The sequence below is a fragment of the Pseudomonas sp. P1.8 genome, assembly GCF_001269805.1.
Classification (GTDB): domain Bacteria; phylum Pseudomonadota; class Gammaproteobacteria; order Pseudomonadales; family Pseudomonadaceae; genus Aquipseudomonas.
This window is the reverse complement of the sequence record NZ_LHVM01000016.1, coordinates 604778-625461: the sequence shown is the minus strand read 5'-3', so window position 1 is coordinate 625461 and position 20684 is coordinate 604778. Positions and strand designations below refer to the sequence as shown.

The window sequence follows — 20684 nt, the reverse complement described above, 5'->3', positions numbered from 1 at the left end:
TCATCAATCCGTTCAAGGCTTTTGACGGGCGGCACGCAGTACCGCACGAAGAATTTCGATATGGGTGCCGCAGCGGCAGAGATTGGCCGACAGTTCGTTGCGAATCTGTGCCTCGCTGGGGTGCGGGTTGCGATCGAGCAAGGCCTTGGCGGTCATGATCATGCCGTTCATGCAGTAGCCACACTGCGCCGCCTGCTCATCTATAAAGGCCTGCTGCACCGGGTGCGGATGCTCTCGGCTGCCAATGCCTTCGAGGGTGGTGATTTCCCGCCCCTCGGCACCGGACAACGGGAACACGCAAGCCCGCGCCGCAACACCATCGATGATCACCGTGCAGGCGCCGCACTCGCCCAGGCCACAACCGTATTTCGGGCCATTGAGCTGTAAATCATTGCGCAGCACCAGCAACAGCGGCGTGTCGGCCATGGCACAGACCGTAGTGGTCTGGCCATTGACGTGAAGCGTCACGGTCTTTTCCGGCGCCAGTGCTTGCTCACTCATGTCGCACTCTCCAGGTGTTACCGCTCGCTCTCTTGATGAGGCGCGGCTTTTTATTAAGTAATCACTACATGAACAAGGCGTGACCGGTACCGCATGCGCAGGCTGCGCAGATCCTGCGCAGTGCCATGCGGGTTCTATAGCTTGATGAGGGGGATGGCTACCCGACTCCTCACGTTACCCCTGACTACATTTTTTTCATGAAGTATCCACTTCATGAATCAGACGCAAGAAGAATGCCAGGGGCGGTTTCTTACTCGTCAATCGTCGGCGTCATCGATCATTTTGCGCAGCAGATACAGCATCGCGACACGCTCGGCCGGGTTGAGGTTACCCATGGTCAGTTCACTGACACGGGCAGCATGAGGCACGGTATCACGCACTAATTGCTGGCCACTTTCGGACAGGCCAACGATGACTTTGCGCCGATCTTGGGGGTCTGGTTCCAGGGTGATCAGGTCGCGCGCCTTGAGCCGCTCGACGATGCCTCGAATGGTCGCCTGGTCCACCGCAGTGGCCTTGACCAGCTCGGTTAATGAGCTAGGTCCGGCATCACGCACGGCGCACAGCGTGATGAACTGCACAGCGGTCAGCTGCGAATCGTCGACGTTCTGCTGGAAGATCGCCATGTTGCGCTGGTAAGCCTTGCGCAGCAAATGACCGACCTGCTCGGAAAAGGCATAGGGAGCGGTTGTCTGCGGGGTGTTGTCTGTCGTATCCGGCACGGCGGGCTCTATCAAAAAAAAGTAAGTGGCGTTTACATTAACCTGCGAGGGGGATCAAGGTAACTCAATCGTGATAGGTCACTGTCCCGCCCCGCTCTTTTCTATATCACCGCGCGATTGATGCCTGCGGCGCTACCACATCACCGCCCAGGACCACCGCCTGATCATCAAGGTAGATATCGCAATGGCGTAGCGGGATGTCCAAGTGGCACGGGGTTTTTCGGGTACCGCCCACCTCGGTATTGGGCCCGGTGGAGAACAGGAAGTTGCCGTAGAACGCCCGGGCATCCATGCACATGCCGTCGTTTTTGTCATGCAAGCCCATGGCGGTCCACTGCGCACGCGGCTGCAAACCCCAACCGATATGGGAGATGCCGTACACCTCGGGGTCGTTGAAGTACTTCATGTAGTCGCGCAGGTATTCGGCCTCGAAGCCACCATGGATCGAGGTAATGAAGCCCTTTTCGATTTCCAGGGTGATCTTCTCTCGCGAGTAATTCTTGAACGGCAACAGGATATCGCCGACGTCGATCACCAGTACGCCCTCGGCGGTTTCCTCGTTTGGCCAGGAGAATAGAAAACCGCTGGGCCAGTGATCCCAACGCCCAGGCTCATCGGCAAAACCGTACTCGGTGACCGCAGGGTATTGCCCGAGCAACGCCTTGAAATCACTGCCGGCCCTGGACTTCACGTGGATCGAGCGCGCCTGCTTGAGCAGCTTCTCGGCCGCCATCACCCGCTCTTTGTCCGCCAACGTAGGCAGCATCCGCGCCAGCACTTCCGGTGGTTCGACCGCCAGCAGTATGCGCGTCCCGGTCTTGAGGATCTGTTCCTGCTCCGGCGAGTGCAGCAACATCATGGTGTCGACCACGAGGTCCGCCGCTTCCAGCGCCCGTTGCGCGGCGATATTGCCGGTCAGCGCGGTGTCGCCGCAGTAAGCGGTCATGTCGTTGCCCATGGCCATCGGGTGATTGAATGACGGCAACTCGACCGCATAGACCTTGGCCCCAAGACGCTGGGCGGCGTCCATGGCCGCCCGCACAGTACGCGAGTCGGAGTAGTGGCTTTTCAGCACCGCGACACTTTGAGTGGAGTCCACTTTCGACAGTTTCAACACATGTTCAAACATCTGGGTCAGTTCGCAATCGCTTACCGGCATTTCTTGTCCTCCTCTTAACCTGTTGAGTTCGTTCGACGCCTCGCACCCTGTGCACCAAAGTAAGGCGGCGAGCTTGGCATCTGCACGAATTTGAAGTGTATACGCTATTCAATTGCGATAAAACAGCAAATTGGCGGACGTCTAAAGAGAAGGAGCAAAACGTTACAAAGCGACACACGCCCACTATTTATTGGTTACTAAGCGTTACGCTCACCGTTTATCGTTGATTTTTTATTTTTCAAACGGCCTCTTCCATTTGAAAAACAATAGCGTATACACTCCAATTCGCGGCGAGACGACAACCCGATCTCACCAGCCAAATATTCAAGTCGAAGGAAAAGCCCCATGCGAAACAAACAAAAAATCGCAATCGTCGGCGCCGGCCTAGGTGGCGCTGCTGCTGCCACGCTGTTACAGAAAGCCGGGTTCGAGGTCGATGTTTATGAACAGGCGCCAGAGTTTTCCCGTATTGGTGCGGGCATCCACATGGGCCCCAACATCATGAAAATCTTCCGCCGCATGGGCATTGAGCAGAAGTTGAGCGACATGGGCTCGCACCCTGATTTCTGGTTCAGCCGCGACGGCGCCAGCGGTGACTATCTGTCCCGCATCCCCCTGGGTGAGTTCGCTCGCAAGGAATACGGCGCGGCTTACATCACCGTGCACCGCGGGGATTTGCATGCACTGCAAATGTCGACCATTGCGCCAGGCACCGTGCACTTCAACAAGCGCCTGACCAGCATCGAGGAAACCGATGAGCTGGTACGCCTGCACTTCGGCGACGGCAGCACCACAGAGGTCGATATCGTCATCGGCGCCGATGGTATCAACTCGAAAATTCGCGAAGAGCTGCTCGGAGCGGAAAGACCGCTGTACAGCGGCTGGGTTGCCCACCGCGCCTTGATTCGCAGCGAGGTACTGGCCAAGTACAACATGGACTTTGAAAACTGTGTGAAGTGGTGGAGCGAAGACCGTCACATGATGGTCTACCACACCACCGGCAAACGCGATGAGTACTATTACGTCACCGGCGTTCCGCACCCGGCCTGGGACTTCCAGGGCAGCTTTATCGATAGCAGCCGCGAGGAAATGTACGAGGCATTCCAGGGCTATCACCCCACCGTTCAAGCGCTGATCGAATCCAGTGAAAGCGTGACCAAATGGCCGCTGCTCAATCGCAATCCGCTGCCGCTCTGGAGCCGTGGCCGGATGGTGTTGCTGGGTGATGCCTGCCACCCGATGAAACCGCACATGGCGCAAGGCGCGGGCATGGCCATCGAAGATGCCGCGATGCTGACCCGCTGCCTGCAGGAAACCGGCCTCAGCGATTACCGCACCGCGTTCAAGCTGTACGAAGCCAACCGCAAAGACCGCGCCTCGCGAGTACAGGCGGTGTCTAATGCCAACACCTGGCTGCGCACACAGGAAGATCCGGCCTGGGTCTACGGCTATGACCTCTACGACCACCCACTGAAATCGGAAGTGGCCGCATGAGCACCTTCATTCAGGGCGGCAACGTTCAAGCCAATGGTATCCGTCAGCACTACCTGCGATATGGCGGTCAGGGCAGCACCGGCAAACCGATAGTGTTGCTGATTCCCGGTATCACCAGCCCGGCGATCACCTGGGGGTTTGTCGCCGAGCGCCTGGGTCAGCATTTCGATACCTACGTACTGGACGCTCGCGGCCGCGGCCTGTCCTCCACCGGACCGGAACTGGATTACGGCACCGACGCCTGCGCCGATGACATCGGCGCATTCGCCAAGGCCATGGGCATAAATGCCTATCACCTGGTGGGCCACTCCATGGGCGCGCGCTTTGCCGTGCGCAGCGCAGTGCGCAATCCAGCGGGCCTACAAAGCCTGGTACTGATCGATCCCCCCGTCTCCGGTCCAGGCCGGCGCGAGTACCCGAGCAAGCTGTCGTGGTACGTGGACTCGATCCGCCAATCACTGAGCGGGATGGACGCCGACGCCATGCGCGCCTTCTGCCCGACCTGGACCGAGGAACAACTGCAAGTACGCGCCGAGTGGCTGCACACCTGCTACACACCTGCCATCGTCCGCGCCTTCAACGATTTTCATGACGTGGACTTTCATCAGGATCTGCCGCACCTGCCTGTACCTGCCCTGCTGATCGTTGCCGGTCGCGGCGGCGTGATTCAGGCCGGGGACGAAGCAGAAATTCGCGATCTACAACCCGGCATCCAGATTGCTCGCGTTGAAAACGCGGGACACATGATTCCGTGGGATGACCTCGAGGGTTTTTTCGCGGCTTTCGGCGATTTCCTCGGTCAGCCCCTGACCTGAATTCAACGCACGTTGCAAAGGAGACAGCTTGTGATCAAGCCTTATCGTATCGGCCAGATTGTGCCAAGTTCCAACACCACCATGGAAACCGAGATCCCGGCGATGCTGGCAGCACGCCAATTGATCCGCCCCGAACGTTTCACCTTTCATTCCAGCCGCATGCGCATGAAGCAGGTGCGCAAGGAAGAGCTGGCGGCAATGGATGGCGAATCCGATCGCTGCGCGGTCGAGCTGTCTGACGCCAAGGTCGACGTGCTGGGCTATGCCTGCCTGGTGGCGATCATGGCCATGGGCCTGGGCTATCATCGCCAGTCCGAGCAGCGGCTGCGCAAGGCTACCGCCGACAACGACGCCAATGCGCCGGTCATCACCAGCGCCGGCGCCTTGATCGAAGGCTTGAAAGTCATGGGCGCCAAACGCATTGCCATTGTCGCGCCGTACATGAAGCCGCTGACCGAGCTGGTAGTGGATTACATTCGCGAAGAAGGTTTCGAGGTAGTGGATTGGCGCGCCCTGGAAATTCCCGACAACCTGGCCGTCGCCCGCCACGACCCGGCCAACCTGCCCGCCATTGTGCGCGACATGAACCTTGAAGGCGTGGATGTGATCGTTCTGTCGGCCTGCGTGCAGATGCAATCGCTGGGAGTGGTCTCACAAGTCGAGGCCGAAACCGGTAAACCGGTACTCACCGCCGCCATCGCCACCACCTACGCCATGCTCAAGGCACTGAACCTGGAGCCCATCGTTCCGGGTGCGGGCGCGCTGCTGTCTGGCGCTTATAAATAGGATCGTGTCATGAACCAAGAACAAAGTGCCGACGCCAACTATCAGGGCGTGTGGGGCCAGCGCATCGGCTTTGGCAACAAGCCTGCGCTGCTGATGATCGATTTCATGCAGGGCTATACCCAAGAAGGCGCACCGCTATACGCGCCAGGCGTGGTCCGCGCTGTCGCCGAGAGCGTCGAACTGCTGGCCTGCGCCCGCCAACATGAAATCCTGGTCGTGCATACCAACATTCGCTACCACCCAGGGCACTTTGCCGACGGCGGTATATGGGTCAAAAAAGCCCCCGTGATGAAAGACATGATCGAGGGCAACCCACTGGCAGCCTTCTGCGAGCCGGTGCAGCCCAACCCGGACGAAGTGGTCATCAGCAAGCAATACGCCAGCTCGTTTTTTGGCACCAGCCTGGCGTCGATGCTGCACGCCAAAGGTATCGACACCGTGGTACTGGCGGGCTGCTCAACCAGTGGCTGTATTCGCGCGACGGCGGTAGATGCCGTGCAGCATGGTTTCCGGACCATCGTTGTTCGCGAATGCGTCGGCGATCGGCACCCCGCACCACACGAAGCCAACCTGTTCGACATTGATAGCAAGTATGGCGATGTGGTGAGTAAACAGGAGGCCATGTCGCAGTTCAGAAAATGAGAGGGCCATTGGTTTTTCCGGGCTGGCACAGCGCCCTCCCGGGCAAGCCTGCAACCTCCACAGATTCACGCTTTACCGAATACCGGCAGAAATGGATATCTGCCGCCGAACCAGGCCGTAGAGCACTGGTCGCCAAATACTGAGCAAGGGTCGACATCAACCCCTGCCCAGTCTTCTGACACTGCCTTTGGAAGCCGCCAACCGGTGCTACCAAAGCATTGATCCGCGGCTAAACAACAATCACAAAGTCACCGCCAGGAGACACCCCGATGCCCTCTGCAAATGTAAGTACACCTACTGCGACCACCGTCGCAGACCCCGTCCAGGCGCTTTACCGCAAGATCACCTGGAAGCTTATTCCCTTCCTCTGCTTCTGCTATCTGGCTTCATATCTGGACCGGATCAACGTCGGCTTCGCCAAACTGCAAATGCTCGAGCATCTGCAGTTCAGCGAAACGGCTTTCGGCCTGGGCGCCGGTCTGTTTTTCGTCGGCTATATCATTTTCGAGGTTCCGAGCAATCTGGTCCTGGAAAAAGTCGGGGCAAAGATCTGGATCGCCCGCATCATGATCACCTGGGGGCTGCTCTCGGCCTGCACCATGCTCGTCACTTCCACCACGCAGTTCTACATCCTGCGCTTCCTGCTCGGCGCCGCCGAAGCGGGCTTTCTGCCGGGGGTGCTGTATTACCTGACCACCTGGTTCCCGAGCTATCGCCGCGGCCGCATCATCGCCTTGTTCATGATCGGCCTGCCGTTGTCCAGCGTGCTCGGCGGCCCGCTGTCCGGCTGGATCATGGGGCATTTCGATAACGCTGGCGGCCTGCGCGGCTGGCAATGGCTGTTCCTCCTCGAAGCGATACCCAGCGTGTTGCTCGGTGTGCTGACCTTCTGGGCCTTGCCGAACAACTACCGCCAGGCCAAATGGCTCAACGATGACGAGAAAAACCTGCTGGAACAGGAACTGCGCGCGGACGACGCCGACTCCACCGGCAGCAAGCACAGCTTTCGCGACGGTTTCTTCAACCTGAAGGTGTGGATGCTCGGTGGCATCGACTTCTCGATCCTGCTCAGCGCCTATGCCATGGGATTCTGGATGCCGACCTTCATCCGCAACGCCGGCGTCGTCGATACCTTTCACATCGGCGTGCTCACCGCGTTGCCCAGCGTCGCCGCGTTGCTGGGCATGCTGTTGATCGGCGCCAGCTCCGACAAACACCGCGAACGCCGCTGGCACATCATCGTGCCCTTTCTGGTGGGCGCGGCAGCCATGGCCAGTGCGCCCTTCTTTGTCGACAACGTGGTGGCGACCGTGGCGCTGTTCGCTATTGCGTCGGCGGCGATCATCGGCGCCGTGCCGGTGTTCTTCAGCCTGCCGGCAACCTTTCTCAAAGGCACCGCGGCGGCCACCGGCTTCGCCCTCGCCTGCTCGGTGGCGAACATCGCCGGGCTAGTCAGCAACTCGCTGATGGGCGTGGCCATCGACGTCACCGGCAGCAGCGCCGGCGCACTGTGGTTCTTCGCCGGCTGCCTGATTCTCAGCAGCTTCCTGGTGATCGCCCTGCCGGCCAAGCTGGTCAATCGTTGAGACACGTCAGCCAGGCGACTGCGTGTCCTGGTGTGAGTCGCAAGAGGATCTCATACAGCCCCCCTTGCGGCTGATCCCACCGACGCGGAGCAGCTCAAGCCAGGCCCGCGAGCCAACAGCCACCCCATGTTCAAGCCCCTCCTGCGGACAGGCCACGACCTCGTCTGACGGGAGGCGCTTTGTCCTCATTCCAGAGATCACCAGCATGCACATTCCTGCACTGCGCAAAGCCCATGCAATCAGCGGCACCCTCGGCGGCTGCCTGACGCTGGGCCTGGCCCCGCCACTGCTGGCCGAAGAAGCCGGCTTCATCGAAGGCGCGACGGCCAACCTGCAACTGCGCAACTACTACTTCAGCCGCGATTTCTCGGACATCGTCGGCCCCAACAAGCAATCCAGGGCCGAGGAATGGGCCCAGGGCTTCATCCTCGATGCCCGTTCAGGCTACACCCAAGGCAGTATCGGTGTCGGTGTGGACGTGCTCGGCCTCTACGGTGTCAAGCTCGACAGTAGCCCGAGCCGGGCCAGGACCGGACTGCTGCCGACACACGACGACGGCAGGTCCGCTGATGAGTACGGCCGCCTCGGTGCGGCGATGAAACTCAAGGTCTCCGGCACTGAGCTGAAGGTTGGTGAGCTGCGGCCCAACCTGCCGGTACTGGTCTACAGCGATCTGCGCCTGCTGCCGCCGACCTACCAGGGCGCTTCACTGGTTTCCAACGAATTGTCCGGACTGACCCTAAACGCGGGCCAGCTGCACTCCACCAGCCTGCGCGACTCGAGTAACACCCAGGAGATGTATGCACTGATCAATGACCCGATCAACCCGGCGCGTATCGCCAATTTCACCAGCGACCGCTTCAATTATCTGGGTGCCGACTACAGTTTCAACTCCAATCGCACCAGCGTCGGTCTCTGGCAGGCGCAACTGGAAGAGATCTACCAGCAGCGTTACTACAGCTTCAAGCACGCCGAGCCAGTAGGTGACTGGACGCTAGGCATAAGTGTCGGCTACTTCGATGCCCGCGACGACGGCCGGAGCATCGCCGGCAAGCTCGATAACCATGCACTGTTCAACCTGTTGTCGGCGAAGCGCGGCGGCCATACCTTCTACCTGGGCTACCAGCAGATCGGCGGTGACGACGGTTTCATCCAGATCGGCGCCAACACCAACCCGCTGGGCAACACCCTGCCCACTTACGAGTTCGCCGCACCGGACGAACGCTCCTGGCAAGTCCGTCACGACTACGACTTCGTCGCCCTCGGAATTCCCGGTCTGACCACCACTCTGCGCTATGTGACTGGAGACAACGTCACCACTGGGCGGGGGTTTGAAGGTCAGGACTGGGAGCGCGATCTGGATATTGGCTACGCTGTCCAGAGTGGAGTGCTGCGTGGAGTGGGTATCCGCATCCGCAACGTTACTGCGCGCTCCAACTACCGTAGCGATATTGATGAGAACCGGCTGATCCTCAGCTATAACATCAGCCTTTTCTGATAGCCGTACCCGCCGGAACTTTCAGGCAGAGTAAGCCAAGAACCTGGGCACCATCACCGATGGTGCCCAGGAGCCGACGTGGCGAAGCAGAGCTTCAGCGAGCATCATCACCCTCGGGAAGATCACCCCGTAGTGAACCGGCGGTTGAGGCGCCACTACGCAAGGACCCAACATAAATCAGTAGCACGCTTCGGGCACACGCTACGCTTCCATTTTCGCCTGCAGGCCGCTCACCGCTGGAGAGTGGGCTGGCTCACAAGCTTGGTGAATGGTGGTCTTGCGGTATTTCAGCATCCCGCCAATGTGTGTTCACGCCCACGTGCCGACGCAAGACTGCCCCACCTCGAAATTGGTACGAAACCAGCGTAGGCCAAGGTTCGAGAGGAGTCAGACTGGATCAGTGGCATTTCGGCAACTGGATCAAATCGGTGTCGGCACGAACACTGGGGAGGGCATTGGTACACCGAAATCTTGCGTCCATCGCCTTACCAAGAGGTGAGGATTCCACCGAAAGCCATCCGTTTGGCAGGGGTAAAAACGACCAAAAATAAAAAAGGGTCGCGAGATAAAATCTCGCAACCCTTTGAATTATATGGTCGGGACGGAGTGATTCGAACACTCGACCCCTAGCACCCCATGCTAGTGCGCTACCGGACTGCGCTACGCCCCGACTAGGCGTGAATCCGTCCTTCATCTCGAAGGACGCTCAAGAATATATCGCAAGCTTTTGAAAACTGGAAGTATTTAAAAGCAGAAAATTATTTCTTGAGAACCACCAGAACATCTTCCAGCTCAGCGATCATCTGGCGAATCATTTGCTTGTATTGCGTGGTGTCGTCTTTGGCTTCATCGCCGGACAAACGCAAACGCGCGCCGCCGATGGTGAATCCTTGATCGTAAAGAAGCGCACGGATCTGCCGGATCATCAGCACATCCTGGCGCTGATAATACCGGCGGTTTCCGCGGCGTTTCACGGGGTTGAGTTGAGGAAACTCCTGCTCCCAGTAGCGCAGCACATGCGGTTTTACCGCACACAGTTCGCTGACTTCACCAATGGTGAAGTAGCGTTTGCCTGGGATGACGGGAAGCTCGTCGTTATGACTTGGTTCCAGCATAAGCCTCAACTCGGGCCTTCAACTTCTGCCCTGGACGAAAGGTGACCACACGGCGAGCCGTGATCGGGATTTCTTCTCCCGTTTTCGGATTGCGGCCAGGCCGCTGGCGTTTGTCCCGAAGGTCGAAATTGCCGAAACCGGACAATTTGACTTGTTCGTTGTCTTCAAGAGCGTGCCTGATTTCCTCGAAAAACAGCTCAACCAATTCCTTGGCTTCCCGTTTGTTCAGGCCCAGCTCTTCATACAGACGTTCCGCCATCTCAGCTTTCGTCAAAGCCCCCATACGTCACTTCCTTAACGTGGCGTCCAACCTTTGTTCGAGCGAGGTGAGGATGTTTTGCGTCGTGGTATTCACCTCATCGTCATTAAGAGTGCGCGATGGATGCTGCCAGGTCAAGCCAACTGCAAGGCTTTTTCTATCAGGATCAATGCCTTTACCCTGATACACGTCAAATAGCCTGAGGTCTGTCAGCCATTCGCCTGCATTTTCACGGATTACGTCCAATACAGCCGAGGCTGCGACGTCTTTGTGCGCGATCAGTGCCAAGTCACGACGCACTTCAGGAAAGCGCGATAACTCGTGGAATTTAGGCATTTTGCCCGAGGCCACTTCCGCCAGAACCATCTCGAAAACAAACACTGGACGATCCAGACCCAGGGTTTTCGACAATTCAGGGTGAATTGCGCCGACGAAGCCAACCAGACGCCCGTCACGTTCGATGCGTGCGGTTTGGCCCGGATGCAACGCTGGGTGTTTACCAGGTACGAAACTGAACGCATCCAGAGCACCGGCGAAGCCCAGCACCGCTTCCACGTCAGCCTTGACGTCGAAGAAGTCGACGACATCGCGACCTTGTGCCCATCCTTCTGGCAGGCGGCTGCCACAAACCACACCGGCTAGCATCGGCTCCTGCTTCAAGCCATCAAGCTGACCGACGAAACGCAGCCCGCTCTCGAACAGACGTACACGATCCTGCTGACGGTTCAGGTTGTGCTGAAGCGCCTTGACCAGGCCCGGCCACAGCGATGAGCGCATTGCCGCCATGTCGTTGGATATCGGGTTGGCCAACAACAACGGCTCAACACCCGGATTAAACAACTCGAACTGTTTCGGATCGATGAAGCTGTAGGTAATCGCTTCCTGATAACCACGAGCAACCAGTAGACGACGCAGCTCCGGCAAGTCACTACGGGCCTCTGCCTTGGCTTGCGGCGCCAGACGCGCTTGCGGATAACGAACCGGCAAGCGGTTGTAACCATAAAGACGCGCCAGCTCTTCGATCAGGTCGACTTCCAGACTGATATCGAAGCGATGGCTTGGCACTTCTACGCGCCACTGCCCTGCCCCTTCAGCGGTAATGGCCAGTCCCAAAGCACTGAGCAGACGCTCAACTTCAGCCGAGTCCATTTCCATGCCCAACATCTGGGTGATGCGTTGAGCGCGCAGGGTTACCGGCGCGATCGATGGCAGGTGCTGCTCGCTAACGGATTCGATGATCGGGCCAGCTTCGCCACCGGTAATTTCCAGCAGCAGGCCAGTGGCGCGCTCCATGGCTTCACGGGCAAGCTGCCAGTCCACACCACGCTCGTAGCGGTGCGATGCATCGGTGTGCAGGCCATAGGAACGGGCCTTGCCAGCGACGGCGATCTGATCGAAGAACGCACTTTCCAGGAAGATATCGCGAGTGGTGGCGGTATTGACGCCGCTGTGCTCGCCCCCCATGACGCCGGCAATTGCCAGTGCGCGGGTGTGGTCGGCGATCACCAGCGTATCGCTACGCAGACTGACTTCCTGACCGTCGAGCAGCACCAGTTTCTCGCCTTCTTCGGCCATGCGCACACGGATGCCGCCATTGATTTCGGCGAGATCGAATGCGTGCAGCGGTTGACCCAGCTCCAACATCACGTAGTTGGTGATGTCGACGGCAGCATCGATGCTGCGCACATCGGCACGGCGCAGGCGCTCGACCATCCACAGCGGCGTTGGCCTGGACAACTCAACGTTACGGATCACACGACCCAGGTAACGCGGGCAAGCAGCCGGTGCCAACACTTCAACCGAACGCACTTCGTCATGCACGGCTGGAACGCTGGCTACCACCGGACGAGTGACCTGAGCGGCATACAGTGCGCCGACTTCACGGGCCAGACCGGCCAGAGACAGGCAGTCACCGCGGTTCGGGGTCAGGTCGACCTCGATGCTGGCGTCTTCCAGGTTCAGATATTCACGGATGTCCTGACCCACTGGCGCATCGTCCGGCAGCTCCATCAGACCATCGTTGCCCTCGCCCACTTGCAGCTCGGCTTGCGAGCACAGCATGCCGTTTGACTCAACGCCACGCAGCTTGGCTTTCTTGATCTTGAAGTCGCCCGGCAGTTCGGCACCAATGGTGGCGAATGGAATCTTCAGGCCCGGGCGCACGTTTGGCGCACCGCACACGACCTGGAAAGTTTCCGAACCATTGCTGACCTGGCAAACGCGCAGCTTGTCGGCGTCCGGGTGTTGTTCGGTGCTGAGCACCTCGCCCACGATCACGCCACTGAAAACGCCGGCGGCCGGCGTAACACTATCAACCTCAAGACCGGCCATCGACAGACGAGCAACCAGCTCGTCGCGACTTACCTGCGGGCTAACCCAGCCACGCAGCCATTGTTCACTGAATTTCATCCTGCTCTCCTAAAAATTCGTTACGACTAGCGAAATTGCGCAAGGAACCGCAAGTCGTTGTCGAAGAACAGACGCAAGTCGTTCACGCCGTAACGCAGCATGGCCAGACGCTCAACGCCCATGCCGAAGGCAAAGCCCGAAAACTCTTCCGGGTCGATCCCGGACATACGCAGCACGTTCGGGTGAACCATGCCGCAGCCCATGACTTCCAGCCAACCTGTCTGTTTGCAGACGCGACAGCCTTTACCGCTGCACATCACGCATTCCATGTCGACTTCAGCGGATGGCTCGGTGAACGGGAAGTACGAAGGGCGGAAACGCACGGCCAACTCTTTTTCGAAGAACACACGCAGGAATTCTTCGATGGTGCCTTTTAGGTCGGCGAAATTGATGTCGCGATCGACCAGCAGGCCTTCGACCTGGTGGAACATCGGCGAATGGGTTATATCCGAGTCGCTACGGTACACACGGCCTGGGCAGACGATGCGAATCGGCGGCTGTTTTGACTCCATGGTGCGGACCTGTACCGGCGAGGTATGGGTGCGCAGCAGCATGTTGGCATTGAAATAGAAGGTGTCGTGCATCGACCGGGCCGGGTGATGGCCTGGGATGTTGAGCGCTTCGAAGTTGTGATAATCGTCTTCAACCTCAGGGCCTTCGGCGATGCCGTAGCCGATGTGGGTGAAGAATTGTTCAATACGTTCCAGAGTTCGAGTAACAGGATGCAGACCACCGGAGGTCTGACCACGGCCAGGCAGGGTCACGTCAATGGACTCGGCAGACAGTTTGGCAGCCAGGTCGGCCTCTTCAAACAGTGCCTTGCGCGCATTGAGAACCTCTGTGACACGCTCCTTGGCAACGTTGATCAGCGCGCCGACTTGCGGACGCTCTTCTGCCGGCAAATTCCCCAGGGTCTTCATCACCTGAGTCAATTCACCCTTCTTGCCAAGGTAGTGAACCCGGATTTGCTCCAGGGCATTGATATCTTCAGCGCTTTGCACAGCCTCTAGTGCTTGAGAGACGAGCGCATCCAGGTTTTCCATGTACAGACTCCAGATACAAAATAGGGGAAGAGCTTGAAGGCTCTTCCCCTATTTATGACGTTTAACACCAGACCCCACAGATGCGAGGCCGGGTGACTGTCGGGGGTACTTAAGCCAAGGTGGCTTTAGCTTTCTCGACAATCGCAGCAAACGCCGCTTTTTCGTTCACTGCCAGATCAGCCAGAACCTTACGGTCGATCTCGATGGACGCTTTTTTCAGGCCGGCGATGAAACGGCTGTAGGACAGACCGTTGATACGAGCACCAGCGTTGATACGAGCGATCCACAGAGCGCGGAACTGACGTTTTTTCTGACGACGGTCACGGTAGGCGTATTGGCCTGCCTTGATTACCGCTTGCTTGGCAACACGGAATACGCGGGAGCGTGCGCCGTAGTAGCCTTTAGCAAGTTTCAGAATTTTTTTGTGACGCTTACGGGCAATGACGCCACGCTTTACACGAGCCATGAGTTACTTCCTCTATTCTTGACTAAAATTAACGAAGGCGCAGCATGCGCTCGACTTTTGCCACGTCAGACGGATGCAGCAAGCTGCTACCGCGCAATTGACGCTTACGCTTGGTCGACATTTTGGTCAGGATGTGGCTCTTGAAAGCGTGCTTGTGCTTGATACCGTTAGCAGTTTTCAGAAACCGCTTAGCAGCACCACTTTTGGTCTTCATTTTTGGCATGTTCGGATACTCCGCATTCAGTTGATAAACATAATCAGAAGGCCTGCCGTGCCCTGTTGATTACTTCTTCTTTTTCGGGGCGATGACCATGATCAGTTGGCGTCCTTCCATCTTAGGATGCTGTTCGACCGAACCGTACTCGAGCAAGTCACCTTCAACTCGCTTAAGCAGTTCCATCCCCAGCTCCTGGTGGGCCATCTCACGGCCGCGGAATCGCAAGGATACCTTGGCCCTGTCCCCATCACTCAGGAAACGTACCAGGTTGCGCAGTTTTACCTGGTAATCCCCTTCCTCCGTCCCTGGACGAAACTTGATTTCTTTAACCTGAATCTGCTTCTGGTTTTTCTTGGCCGCAGCAATCTGCTTCTTCTTTTCGAAGATCGATTTGCCGTAGTCCATCAGTTTGCAAACAGGGGGTACTGCATCGGCGGAAATCTCCACCAGATCCAGCTTGGCCTCTTCAGCCTTAAGAAGCGCGTCTTCAATTGACACAATCCCAAGCTGTTCACCTTCAGCTCCAATTAACCGAACCTCGCGTGCCGAGATATTCTCGTTGATCGGGGCTTTCGGTGCAGCTCGTTTATCTTGTCTCATTTCACGCTTAATAATAATTACTCCGAATCTGGGCGACCACGCCGGGAAACCGCTTGCGCGAGAAACTCAGCGAACTGGGCGACGGGCATCGAGCCCAGGTCAGCACCTTCACGAGTACGCACAGCGACAGTCTGCATCTCGACTTCCCGATCTCCGATAACCAAGAGATAAGGAACCTTGAGCAAAGTATGCTCGCGGATTTTAAAGCCGATCTTTTCATTTCTCAAGTCAGACTTGGCACGAAATCCGCTTTCGTTGAGAGTTTTTTCAACTTCGGCGGCAAAATCAGCCTGTTTATCGGTGATATTCATCACCACTGCCTGGGTCGGCGCCAGCCACGCAGGGAATGCACCCTCGTAGTGCTCGATCAGGATTCCGACGAACCGTTCGAAGGATCCCAGGATCGCCCGGTGCAACATAACCGGGTGTTTGCGACTGTTGTCTTCGGAGACGTATTCGGCTCCCAGACGGACAGGCAGGTTAAAATCGAGCTGCAGAGTACCACACTGCCAGACGCGGCCAAGGCAATCTTTCAGCGAGAACTCGATTTTCGGACCGTAGAATGCACCCTCGCCCGGCTGCAGATCGTACGGAAGGCCCGCGCTATCAAGGGCTGCGGCCAAGGCAGCTTCGGCGCGATCCCACAATTCGTCGGAACCCACGCGTTTTTCCGGACGAGTGGACAGCTTCATCTCGACGTCTTTAAAGCCGAAATCGGCGTAGACGTCCATGGTCAACTTGATGAATGCAGCAGATTCGGCCTGCATCTGCTCTTCGGTGCAGAAGATGTGGGCGTCGTCCTGAGTGAATGCGCGCACGCGCATGATGCCGTGCAAGGCACCCGATGGCTCGTTACGGTGACATGCACCGAACTCGGCCAGGCGCATCGGCAACTCGCGGTAGCTTTTCAGACCTTGATTGAACACTTGCACGTGGCAAGGGCAGTTCATTGGCTTGATGGCGTAGTCGCGGTTTTCCGACTGCGTGGTGAACATGTTGTCGGCGTAGTTGGCCCAGTGCCCGGACTTTTCCCACAGGCTGCGGTCAACGACTTGAGGTGTCTTGATCTCAAGGTAACCGTTGTCGCGCTGAACCTTGCGCATGTATTGCTCAAGCACCTGGTACAGAGTCCAGCCATTCGGGTGCCAGAACACCATGCCCGGCGACTCTTCCTGGGTGTGGAACAGGCCCAGGCGCTTACCGATCTTGCGGTGATCGCGCTTTTCAGCTTCTTCAATGCGCTGAATGTAGGCAGCCAGTTGCTTCTTGTCTGCCCATGCGGTGCCGTAAACGCGCTGCAACTGCTCGTTCTTGGCATCGCCACGCCAGTAGGCACCGGACAACTTGGTCAGTTTGAAGGATTTCAGGAAACGAGTGTTTGGCACGTGCGGACCGCGGCACATGTCGACGTATTCTTCGTGATAGTACAGGCCCATGGCCTGCTCGTTCGGCATGTCCTCGACCAGGCGAAGTTTGTAGTCTTCCCCGCGAGCCTTGAACACTTCGATCACTTCGGCACGCGGAGTGACTTTCTTGATCACATCGTAATCTTTCTCGATCAGCTGCTGCATGCGCTGTTCGATGGCGGCAAGGTCGTCCGGCGTGAAAGGACGCTCGAAGGCGATGTCGTAATAGAAGCCTTCATCAATGACCGGGCCGATGACCATCTTGGCCGTCGGATACAGCTGTTTGACAGCGTGACCGACCAGGTGGGCGCAAGAGTGGCGAATGATCTCCAGCCCCTCTTCATCCTTGGGCGTGATGATTTGCAGCGTGGCGTCGCTGTTGATGGTATCGCTGGCATCGACCAGCTTGCCATCGACCTTGCCCGCTACAGTGGCTTTGGCCAGACCGGCACCAATGGATGCGGCGACCTCGGCTACGGATACCGGATGATCGAATGAACGTTGACTGCCGTCGGGAAGAGTAATAGTTGGCATGGCGCCTCCTCTCCTAGTGGTGACCCCTACCAAAGGTCACGTGGGTTGGGATGAGCCAGTACAAGATCCGATCCAGGCCATTCAATGACGAACGCCTGCCTTACAGCGGCAGGAGCCTTGCGGCCAACCGGAAAACCGAACCAGAGTGACTGGGATTCAAATCAGGGTTATTCGTTCATCTGCCGCTACCGGGACTAAAGGTCGACCGGAGCCCGCAAACGCCCGAGCGACGCATGCTAGCACAGATGAGCGGTCGGCACGGAGCAGAGGTTTTGCAACAGGGTAAAACGCCTGTTTTTATGCCAGAGTGCTGAACTTGAAGCGCACTTATTCCTCATATAACAAGACAATTGACCCACAAGGAGCATCTCAGCATGCGTCTGAATCGTTTGTTCGCCGTAGTCGCCCCGATTGTTCTCCTGCTGCCTCTGGCCGCCCATGCCGAATGGCCGAAAGGTGAGCGGGAGAAATACATGGCTCAGTGCGTTCCTGCAGCTGCCGAGAAAATTGGTGTGCCCGCTGCAAAATCCCATTGTGCCTGCGGTGCCGACGCCATCAAATCGTACCCTGCCGCTGACATTCAAGCCTTGATGAACAACACCGCCAGCGACTCACTGAAGCAGGCGGCACTGGGCAAAATCGCTGCCTGCAAGGCCACTAGCAAAGAGCAAAAATAGGCCCGCCCAGGTGTTTTCACCCCCTGAAATGCTGTTAAAAAGCTGCTGAAACAGGTCCTTTCGTACAATTTATTCAGGTTTTACAGCTTTTTTTATCACCCCTACTTTCGGCCGAAAGCCTTGTAAAACGGGGCTTTCAGCCGCTCAAGGACACAATGAAAGCACGACTGGTTGGCAAACAGTGCTTCCGGGGGGCTCCCAAAGCGAACATTTCGACTATGATACTCGGGTGTGCCCAGTTGGCCTGAGCAGCACAGCACTACTGAAAATATATGTTTCTTGGAGATACACCATGTCTAATCGCCAAACCGGCACCGTTAAATGGTTCAACGATGAAAAAGGCTTCGGCTTCATCACTCCTCAAGGTGGCGGTGACGACCTGTTCGTACACTTCAAAGCTATCGAAAGCGACGGTTTCAAAAGCCTGAAAGAAGGCCAGACTGTTTCCTTCGTGGCTGAGAAAGGCCAAAAGGGTATGCAAGCTGCTCAAGTTCGCCCAGAGTAATTTCCAGGCGCACTAAAAAAACCCCGTCCATGTGACGGGGTTTTTTATGGGTAAAACAAAAGCATTAGCGATCAGCCACAGCTGACGCGCGTGACGACTTTATTGGCGTCAGTGTTCAGATTCAGCCTATCGGAACGGTACTCCAGCGTCACCATATCGGCTGGCAGGAGAAACCTTGCATTTTGTGCTCCAGCGCGGGTACGCGCCTGTTCCAACAGCTCTGGCGATGCCTGTTTGCCAATGGTGAATTCAGCAGCCTTTGCTTCACAACGGCTGTGCCCCGTGTCAGTTGTCGTAACAGCGTCTGCTGGCGACTCCGTGGAGGTAGTGCTGCAACCGGCCAATGTGGCAACAGCCAGCAAAGTACCCAATGACGCGAGCTTCCAAGGCATGAAGCCTCCTTTTTTCGAGAGTTGTACTGAGATCGTGCGACCGCCGATTCGGCGTTTGGTTTCACCGCGAGAACAGGAGACCTGCCCTTCACTGCGGACAAACGATAAGTTTGCCTGAGCATCGCCCCGCCCTTCAGCTGTTAATCGTGACTGAATATGAACGGCGCTCAATAGACGTCGATGTAGTCGAAAGCGGGTTTCGGCCAGTTCTGCTTCAGTGCGTTGAAAATCTGCATGACCCAGACATCGTCACTGGCGGCAATACGTCCAACATAACCAGACCCCCTGGACCACGTTTCCAGGCGGAACAGCAGACCATCGATATCGGTGCCGCCCACAACGCCGGATGAGATATAGGCGATGCCGCCCTTGGTCACCCGCAACTGAGTATGCTGATCGTCGCTCGCTTGAGCCAGAAGCTGACGCACAGCGTCAAGGGTCAAGCCATCAGGTGTGTTCAAATCGATCTGCACAGCGAAGTCCTTGAAAGTCATCAAGTACCAAGTGTCGCATAGCACCCCGGTCATGCCTAAGTCGGAGTGCCAAAAGGCTCGCATAATGCTTAACTCGACGCTCAGCCCTCAAACTACGCGAGCGCAATCATGACCACCGTAAGTATCGACGCCGACATCAAGGCCAAGTGGCAGGACGGCCACAGTTCCTACAGCCCAGGCACCACCGAAGAGCTCGCCATCATCGCAATAGACCTTTTGGTCAGGGACCTTGGAACCGAAGCCGCCCAATCGTTTATCGAGCAGATTTTCGAAAAGCATCTGGCAGACCAAAGGGCTGCAGTTGATATCGCGCGCGGGTAAAAACCCTGGCAAGCACTTGCGAGGATGTAAATTATTTCAGCCGAGCCAACCGCTCGATCAGCAGATCGAAGAAGCCTTGAGCGTCGGCACTTTCAACCCAGAAAGCATTTTTCGGCGCCTTGAGCCCATCGTACCAATCAACAATGGTTTGACCGAATGTCGGCCCCTCGCGACTATCGATCACTGCGTTGACCGAGCGACCACTGAATAGCTCAGGCTTGAGCAGGTAGGCGACAACCGTGGCATCGTGCACCGGACCACCCGCAATACCGTAGTGCTCCATATCGCCCTTGACGTATTCATTCAGGATGTCGCTTACCAGCTTGCTCGCATTGTTGTTCAAGGCGGCTATTTGCTTCAGACGTGATTCGCTGGTGAGTACCTTGTGGGTCACGTCCAGCGGCAGGTAAGTCAGTTTCACGCCGCTTCCAAGCACCACTTCGGCCGCATGTGGGTCAGCGAACACGTTGAATTCCGCGACTGGCGTAATGTTACCGCCATTGAAATGCGCGCCGCCCATGACGACCACTTCCTTGATGCCCTGGACGATCTCAGGCGCCTGGATCAGTGCCAAAGCCAGATTGGTCTGCGGTCCCAGCATGGCGATGGTGATGCTATGGGGCTTTGCCGCGTGCAGGGTTTCAATCAGATAAACCACCGCACTGCCCGGCGCCAACCCTTTCCTCGGCTCATACACCGTGACACCCGACAGACCTTCCTTGCCGTGGATGTCCTCAGCGTAGATCGGCGTTCGCATCAGCGGTTTCGGTGCGCCTGCATACACCGGCACCTCTTCCCGACCGGCCCACTCCCGGGCCAGACGTGCATTTCGGGAGGTTTTCTCCAGCGGAACATTACCGGCAACAGTGCACACCGCACGAACATGCAGTTGATCCGGTGAAGCCAGCGCGAGTAGCAAGGCGACCACGTCATCGGCTCCTGGATCTGTGTCGATGATCAGGTCGATTTTTTCCACCGGCTGGGCGCGCTTGGTAATAGGCAGGGACAAAAGCAGCAGACTCCGAAACAGATGATGCATTTAT

23 protein-coding genes and 1 tRNA gene are annotated in these 20684 nt (G+C 57.4%); 9 read left to right on the top strand and 15 right to left on the bottom strand.

The window, feature by feature from the left end; genetic code table 11:
- Positions 1 to 12: 12 nt before the first annotated feature.
- The 3 genes from AD668_RS19360 to AD668_RS19350 all read right to left on the bottom strand — a co-directional run bounded on the left by AD668_RS19360 (position 13) and on the right by AD668_RS19350 (position 2382).
- Positions 13 to 501 (bottom strand): (2Fe-2S)-binding protein, encoded by a 489-nt coding sequence (locus AD668_RS19360; RefSeq protein ID WP_046043577.1) that lies wholly within the window; start codon positions 499 to 501, stop codon positions 13 to 15.
- Between the two features lie 257 nt (positions 502 to 758).
- Complete coding sequence (locus AD668_RS19355) at positions 759 to 1223, bottom strand: MarR family winged helix-turn-helix transcriptional regulator (RefSeq protein WP_053161311.1); 465 nt, start codon at positions 1221 to 1223, stop codon at positions 759 to 761.
- A gap of 106 nt (positions 1224 to 1329) precedes the next feature.
- Complete coding sequence (locus AD668_RS19350; protein WP_046043574.1) at positions 1330 to 2382, bottom strand: 2,5-dihydroxypyridine 5,6-dioxygenase; 1053 nt, start codon at positions 2380 to 2382, stop codon at positions 1330 to 1332.
- Positions 2383 to 2727: 345 nt separating this feature from the next.
- Here AD668_RS19350 and AD668_RS19345 point away from each other — a divergent pair, with 345 nt between their 5' ends.
- The 6 genes from AD668_RS19345 (at position 2728) to AD668_RS19315 (ending at position 9203) form a co-directional block, all read left to right on the top strand.
- On the top strand, positions 2728 to 3876 hold the full coding sequence (locus AD668_RS19345; protein WP_053161310.1) for an FAD-dependent monooxygenase: 1149 nt from the start codon (positions 2728 to 2730) through the stop codon (positions 3874 to 3876).
- Positions 3873 to 4691: an alpha/beta fold hydrolase gene (locus AD668_RS19340; protein WP_053161308.1), complete on the top strand. Its 819-nt coding sequence runs from the start codon at positions 3873 to 3875 to the stop codon at positions 4689 to 4691. The genes AD668_RS19345 and AD668_RS19340 overlap by 4 nt, the downstream gene beginning before the upstream one ends.
- 30 nt (positions 4692 to 4721) lie before the next feature.
- Positions 4722 to 5477: an Asp/Glu racemase gene (locus AD668_RS19335; protein ID WP_053161305.1), complete on the top strand. Its 756-nt coding sequence runs from the start codon at positions 4722 to 4724 to the stop codon at positions 5475 to 5477.
- Positions 5478 to 5486: 9 nt separating this feature from the next.
- Positions 5487 to 6119, top strand: coding sequence for an N-carbamoylsarcosine amidohydrolase (locus AD668_RS19330; protein ID WP_053161304.1), 633 nt, complete (start codon positions 5487 to 5489; stop codon positions 6117 to 6119).
- A gap of 269 nt (positions 6120 to 6388) precedes the next feature.
- Positions 6389 to 7705, top strand: coding sequence for an MFS transporter (locus AD668_RS19325; protein ID WP_053161302.1), 1317 nt, complete (start codon positions 6389 to 6391; stop codon positions 7703 to 7705).
- 205 nt (positions 7706 to 7910) lie between these two features.
- Positions 7911 to 9203 carry an OprD family porin gene (locus tag AD668_RS19315; protein ID WP_156322373.1) on the top strand — a complete coding sequence of 431 codons (1293 nt, stop codon included), beginning with the start codon at positions 7911 to 7913 and terminating at the stop codon, positions 9201 to 9203.
- A 593-nt stretch (positions 9204 to 9796) separates the two neighbouring features.
- Here AD668_RS19315 and AD668_RS19310 read toward each other — a convergent pair.
- The 9 genes from AD668_RS19310 to thrS form a co-directional block, all read right to left on the bottom strand.
- Positions 9797 to 9873, bottom strand: a tRNA-Pro gene (locus AD668_RS19310).
- Between the two features lie 88 nt (positions 9874 to 9961).
- Entirely contained in the window at positions 9962 to 10318 is a 357-nt protein-coding gene (locus tag AD668_RS19305) for a MerR family transcriptional regulator (protein ID WP_003179985.1), read from the bottom strand.
- Positions 10299 to 10601 carry an integration host factor subunit alpha gene (gene ihfA / locus AD668_RS19300; RefSeq protein ID WP_002553164.1) on the bottom strand — a complete coding sequence of 101 codons (303 nt, stop codon included), beginning with the start codon at positions 10599 to 10601 and terminating at the stop codon, positions 10299 to 10301. The genes AD668_RS19305 and ihfA overlap by 20 nt, the downstream gene beginning before the upstream one ends.
- A gap of 3 nt (positions 10602 to 10604) precedes the next feature.
- A complete protein-coding gene (pheT, locus tag AD668_RS19295) occupies positions 10605 to 12986 on the bottom strand; it encodes a phenylalanine--tRNA ligase subunit beta (RefSeq protein WP_053161299.1) in 2382 nt (793 codons plus the stop codon).
- A gap of 26 nt (positions 12987 to 13012) precedes the next feature.
- Positions 13013 to 14029 carry a phenylalanine--tRNA ligase subunit alpha gene (pheS, locus tag AD668_RS19290; RefSeq protein WP_007905876.1) on the bottom strand — a complete coding sequence of 339 codons (1017 nt, stop codon included), beginning with the start codon at positions 14027 to 14029 and terminating at the stop codon, positions 13013 to 13015.
- A 109-nt stretch (positions 14030 to 14138) separates the two neighbouring features.
- Entirely contained in the window at positions 14139 to 14495 is a 357-nt protein-coding gene (gene rplT / locus AD668_RS19285; RefSeq protein ID WP_007905879.1) for a 50S ribosomal protein L20, read from the bottom strand.
- A gap of 28 nt (positions 14496 to 14523) precedes the next feature.
- Positions 14524 to 14718 carry a 50S ribosomal protein L35 gene (gene rpmI / locus AD668_RS19280; protein ID WP_002553160.1) on the bottom strand — a complete coding sequence of 65 codons (195 nt, stop codon included), beginning with the start codon at positions 14716 to 14718 and terminating at the stop codon, positions 14524 to 14526.
- A gap of 60 nt (positions 14719 to 14778) precedes the next feature.
- Positions 14779 to 15330 (bottom strand): translation initiation factor IF-3, encoded by a 552-nt coding sequence (infC, locus tag AD668_RS19275; protein WP_172435341.1) that lies wholly within the window; start codon positions 15328 to 15330, stop codon positions 14779 to 14781.
- Positions 15330 to 17252: a threonine--tRNA ligase gene (gene thrS / locus AD668_RS19270; protein ID WP_053161298.1), complete on the bottom strand. Its 1923-nt coding sequence runs from the start codon at positions 17250 to 17252 to the stop codon at positions 15330 to 15332. The genes infC and thrS overlap by 1 nt, the downstream gene beginning before the upstream one ends.
- 374 nt (positions 17253 to 17626) lie before the next feature.
- Here thrS and AD668_RS19265 point away from each other — a divergent pair, with 374 nt between their 5' ends.
- Positions 17627 to 17929: a hypothetical protein gene (locus AD668_RS19265; protein ID WP_053161295.1), complete on the top strand. Its 303-nt coding sequence runs from the start codon at positions 17627 to 17629 to the stop codon at positions 17927 to 17929.
- Positions 17930 to 18221: 292 nt separating this feature from the next.
- Complete coding sequence (locus tag AD668_RS19260) at positions 18222 to 18434, top strand: cold-shock protein (protein ID WP_003179963.1); 213 nt, start codon at positions 18222 to 18224, stop codon at positions 18432 to 18434.
- Between the two features lie 71 nt (positions 18435 to 18505).
- On the opposite strand, the gene AD668_RS19255 is transcribed toward AD668_RS19260, so the two are convergent.
- Both AD668_RS19255 and AD668_RS19250 read right to left on the bottom strand, forming a co-directional pair.
- Positions 18506 to 18826: an I78 family peptidase inhibitor gene (locus tag AD668_RS19255; RefSeq protein ID WP_053161293.1), complete on the bottom strand. Its 321-nt coding sequence runs from the start codon at positions 18824 to 18826 to the stop codon at positions 18506 to 18508.
- 167 nt (positions 18827 to 18993) lie between these two features.
- Positions 18994 to 19299 (bottom strand): hypothetical protein, encoded by a 306-nt coding sequence (locus tag AD668_RS19250; RefSeq protein WP_053161380.1) that lies wholly within the window; start codon positions 19297 to 19299, stop codon positions 18994 to 18996.
- 129 nt (positions 19300 to 19428) lie between these two features.
- Between AD668_RS19250 and AD668_RS19245 the strand changes: the two genes are divergently transcribed.
- Entirely contained in the window at positions 19429 to 19641 is a 213-nt protein-coding gene (locus AD668_RS19245; RefSeq protein ID WP_053161291.1) for a hypothetical protein, read from the top strand.
- A gap of 31 nt (positions 19642 to 19672) precedes the next feature.
- Here AD668_RS19245 and AD668_RS19240 read toward each other — a convergent pair whose 3' ends face one another.
- Complete coding sequence (locus AD668_RS19240; RefSeq protein ID WP_053161290.1) at positions 19673 to 20680, bottom strand: nucleoside hydrolase; 1008 nt, start codon at positions 20678 to 20680, stop codon at positions 19673 to 19675.
- Positions 20681 to 20684: the final 4 nt, after the last annotated feature.

What these genes read in the sequence shown, in the direction of transcription:
- AD668_RS19360 (WP_046043577.1), bottom strand. Translation starts at nt 501, where the DNA reads ATGAGTGAGCAAGCACTGGCGCCGGAAAAGACCGTGACGCTTCACGTC.
- pheT (WP_053161299.1), bottom strand. Translation starts at nt 12,986, where the DNA reads ATGAAATTCAGTGAACAATGGCTGCGTGGCTGGGTTAGCCCGCAGGTA.
- rplT (WP_007905879.1), bottom strand. Translation starts at nt 14,495, where the DNA reads ATGGCTCGTGTAAAGCGTGGCGTCATTGCCCGTAAGCGTCACAAAAAA.
- thrS (WP_053161298.1), bottom strand. Translation starts at nt 17,252, where the DNA reads ATGCCAACTATTACTCTTCCCGACGGCAGTCAACGTTCATTCGATCAT.
- AD668_RS19305 (WP_003179985.1), bottom strand. Translation starts at nt 10,318, where the DNA reads ATGCTGGAACCAAGTCATAACGACGAGCTTCCCGTCATCCCAGGCAAA.
- AD668_RS19265 (WP_053161295.1), top strand. Translation starts at nt 17,627, where the DNA reads ATGCGTCTGAATCGTTTGTTCGCCGTAGTCGCCCCGATTGTTCTCCTG.
- AD668_RS19255 (WP_053161293.1), bottom strand. Translation starts at nt 18,826, where the DNA reads ATGCCTTGGAAGCTCGCGTCATTGGGTACTTTGCTGGCTGTTGCCACA.
- AD668_RS19260 (WP_003179963.1), top strand. Translation starts at nt 18,222, where the DNA reads ATGTCTAATCGCCAAACCGGCACCGTTAAATGGTTCAACGATGAAAAA.
- AD668_RS19315 (WP_156322373.1), top strand. Translation starts at nt 7,911, where the DNA reads ATGCACATTCCTGCACTGCGCAAAGCCCATGCAATCAGCGGCACCCTC.
- AD668_RS19330 (WP_053161304.1), top strand. Translation starts at nt 5,487, where the DNA reads ATGAACCAAGAACAAAGTGCCGACGCCAACTATCAGGGCGTGTGGGGC.
- ihfA (WP_002553164.1), bottom strand. Translation starts at nt 10,601, where the DNA reads ATGGGGGCTTTGACGAAAGCTGAGATGGCGGAACGTCTGTATGAAGAG.
- AD668_RS19350 (WP_046043574.1), bottom strand. Translation starts at nt 2,382, where the DNA reads ATGCCGGTAAGCGATTGCGAACTGACCCAGATGTTTGAACATGTGTTG.
- rpmI (WP_002553160.1), bottom strand. Translation starts at nt 14,718, where the DNA reads ATGCCAAAAATGAAGACCAAAAGTGGTGCTGCTAAGCGGTTTCTGAAA.
- AD668_RS19340 (WP_053161308.1), top strand. Translation starts at nt 3,873, where the DNA reads ATGAGCACCTTCATTCAGGGCGGCAACGTTCAAGCCAATGGTATCCGT.
- pheS (WP_007905876.1), bottom strand. Translation starts at nt 14,029, where the DNA reads ATGGAAAACCTGGATGCGCTCGTCTCTCAAGCACTAGAGGCTGTGCAA.
- AD668_RS19240 (WP_053161290.1), bottom strand. Translation starts at nt 20,680, where the DNA reads ATGCATCATCTGTTTCGGAGTCTGCTGCTTTTGTCCCTGCCTATTACC.
- AD668_RS19325 (WP_053161302.1), top strand. Translation starts at nt 6,389, where the DNA reads ATGCCCTCTGCAAATGTAAGTACACCTACTGCGACCACCGTCGCAGAC.
- AD668_RS19345 (WP_053161310.1), top strand. Translation starts at nt 2,728, where the DNA reads ATGCGAAACAAACAAAAAATCGCAATCGTCGGCGCCGGCCTAGGTGGC.
- AD668_RS19245 (WP_053161291.1), top strand. Translation starts at nt 19,429, where the DNA reads ATGACCACCGTAAGTATCGACGCCGACATCAAGGCCAAGTGGCAGGAC.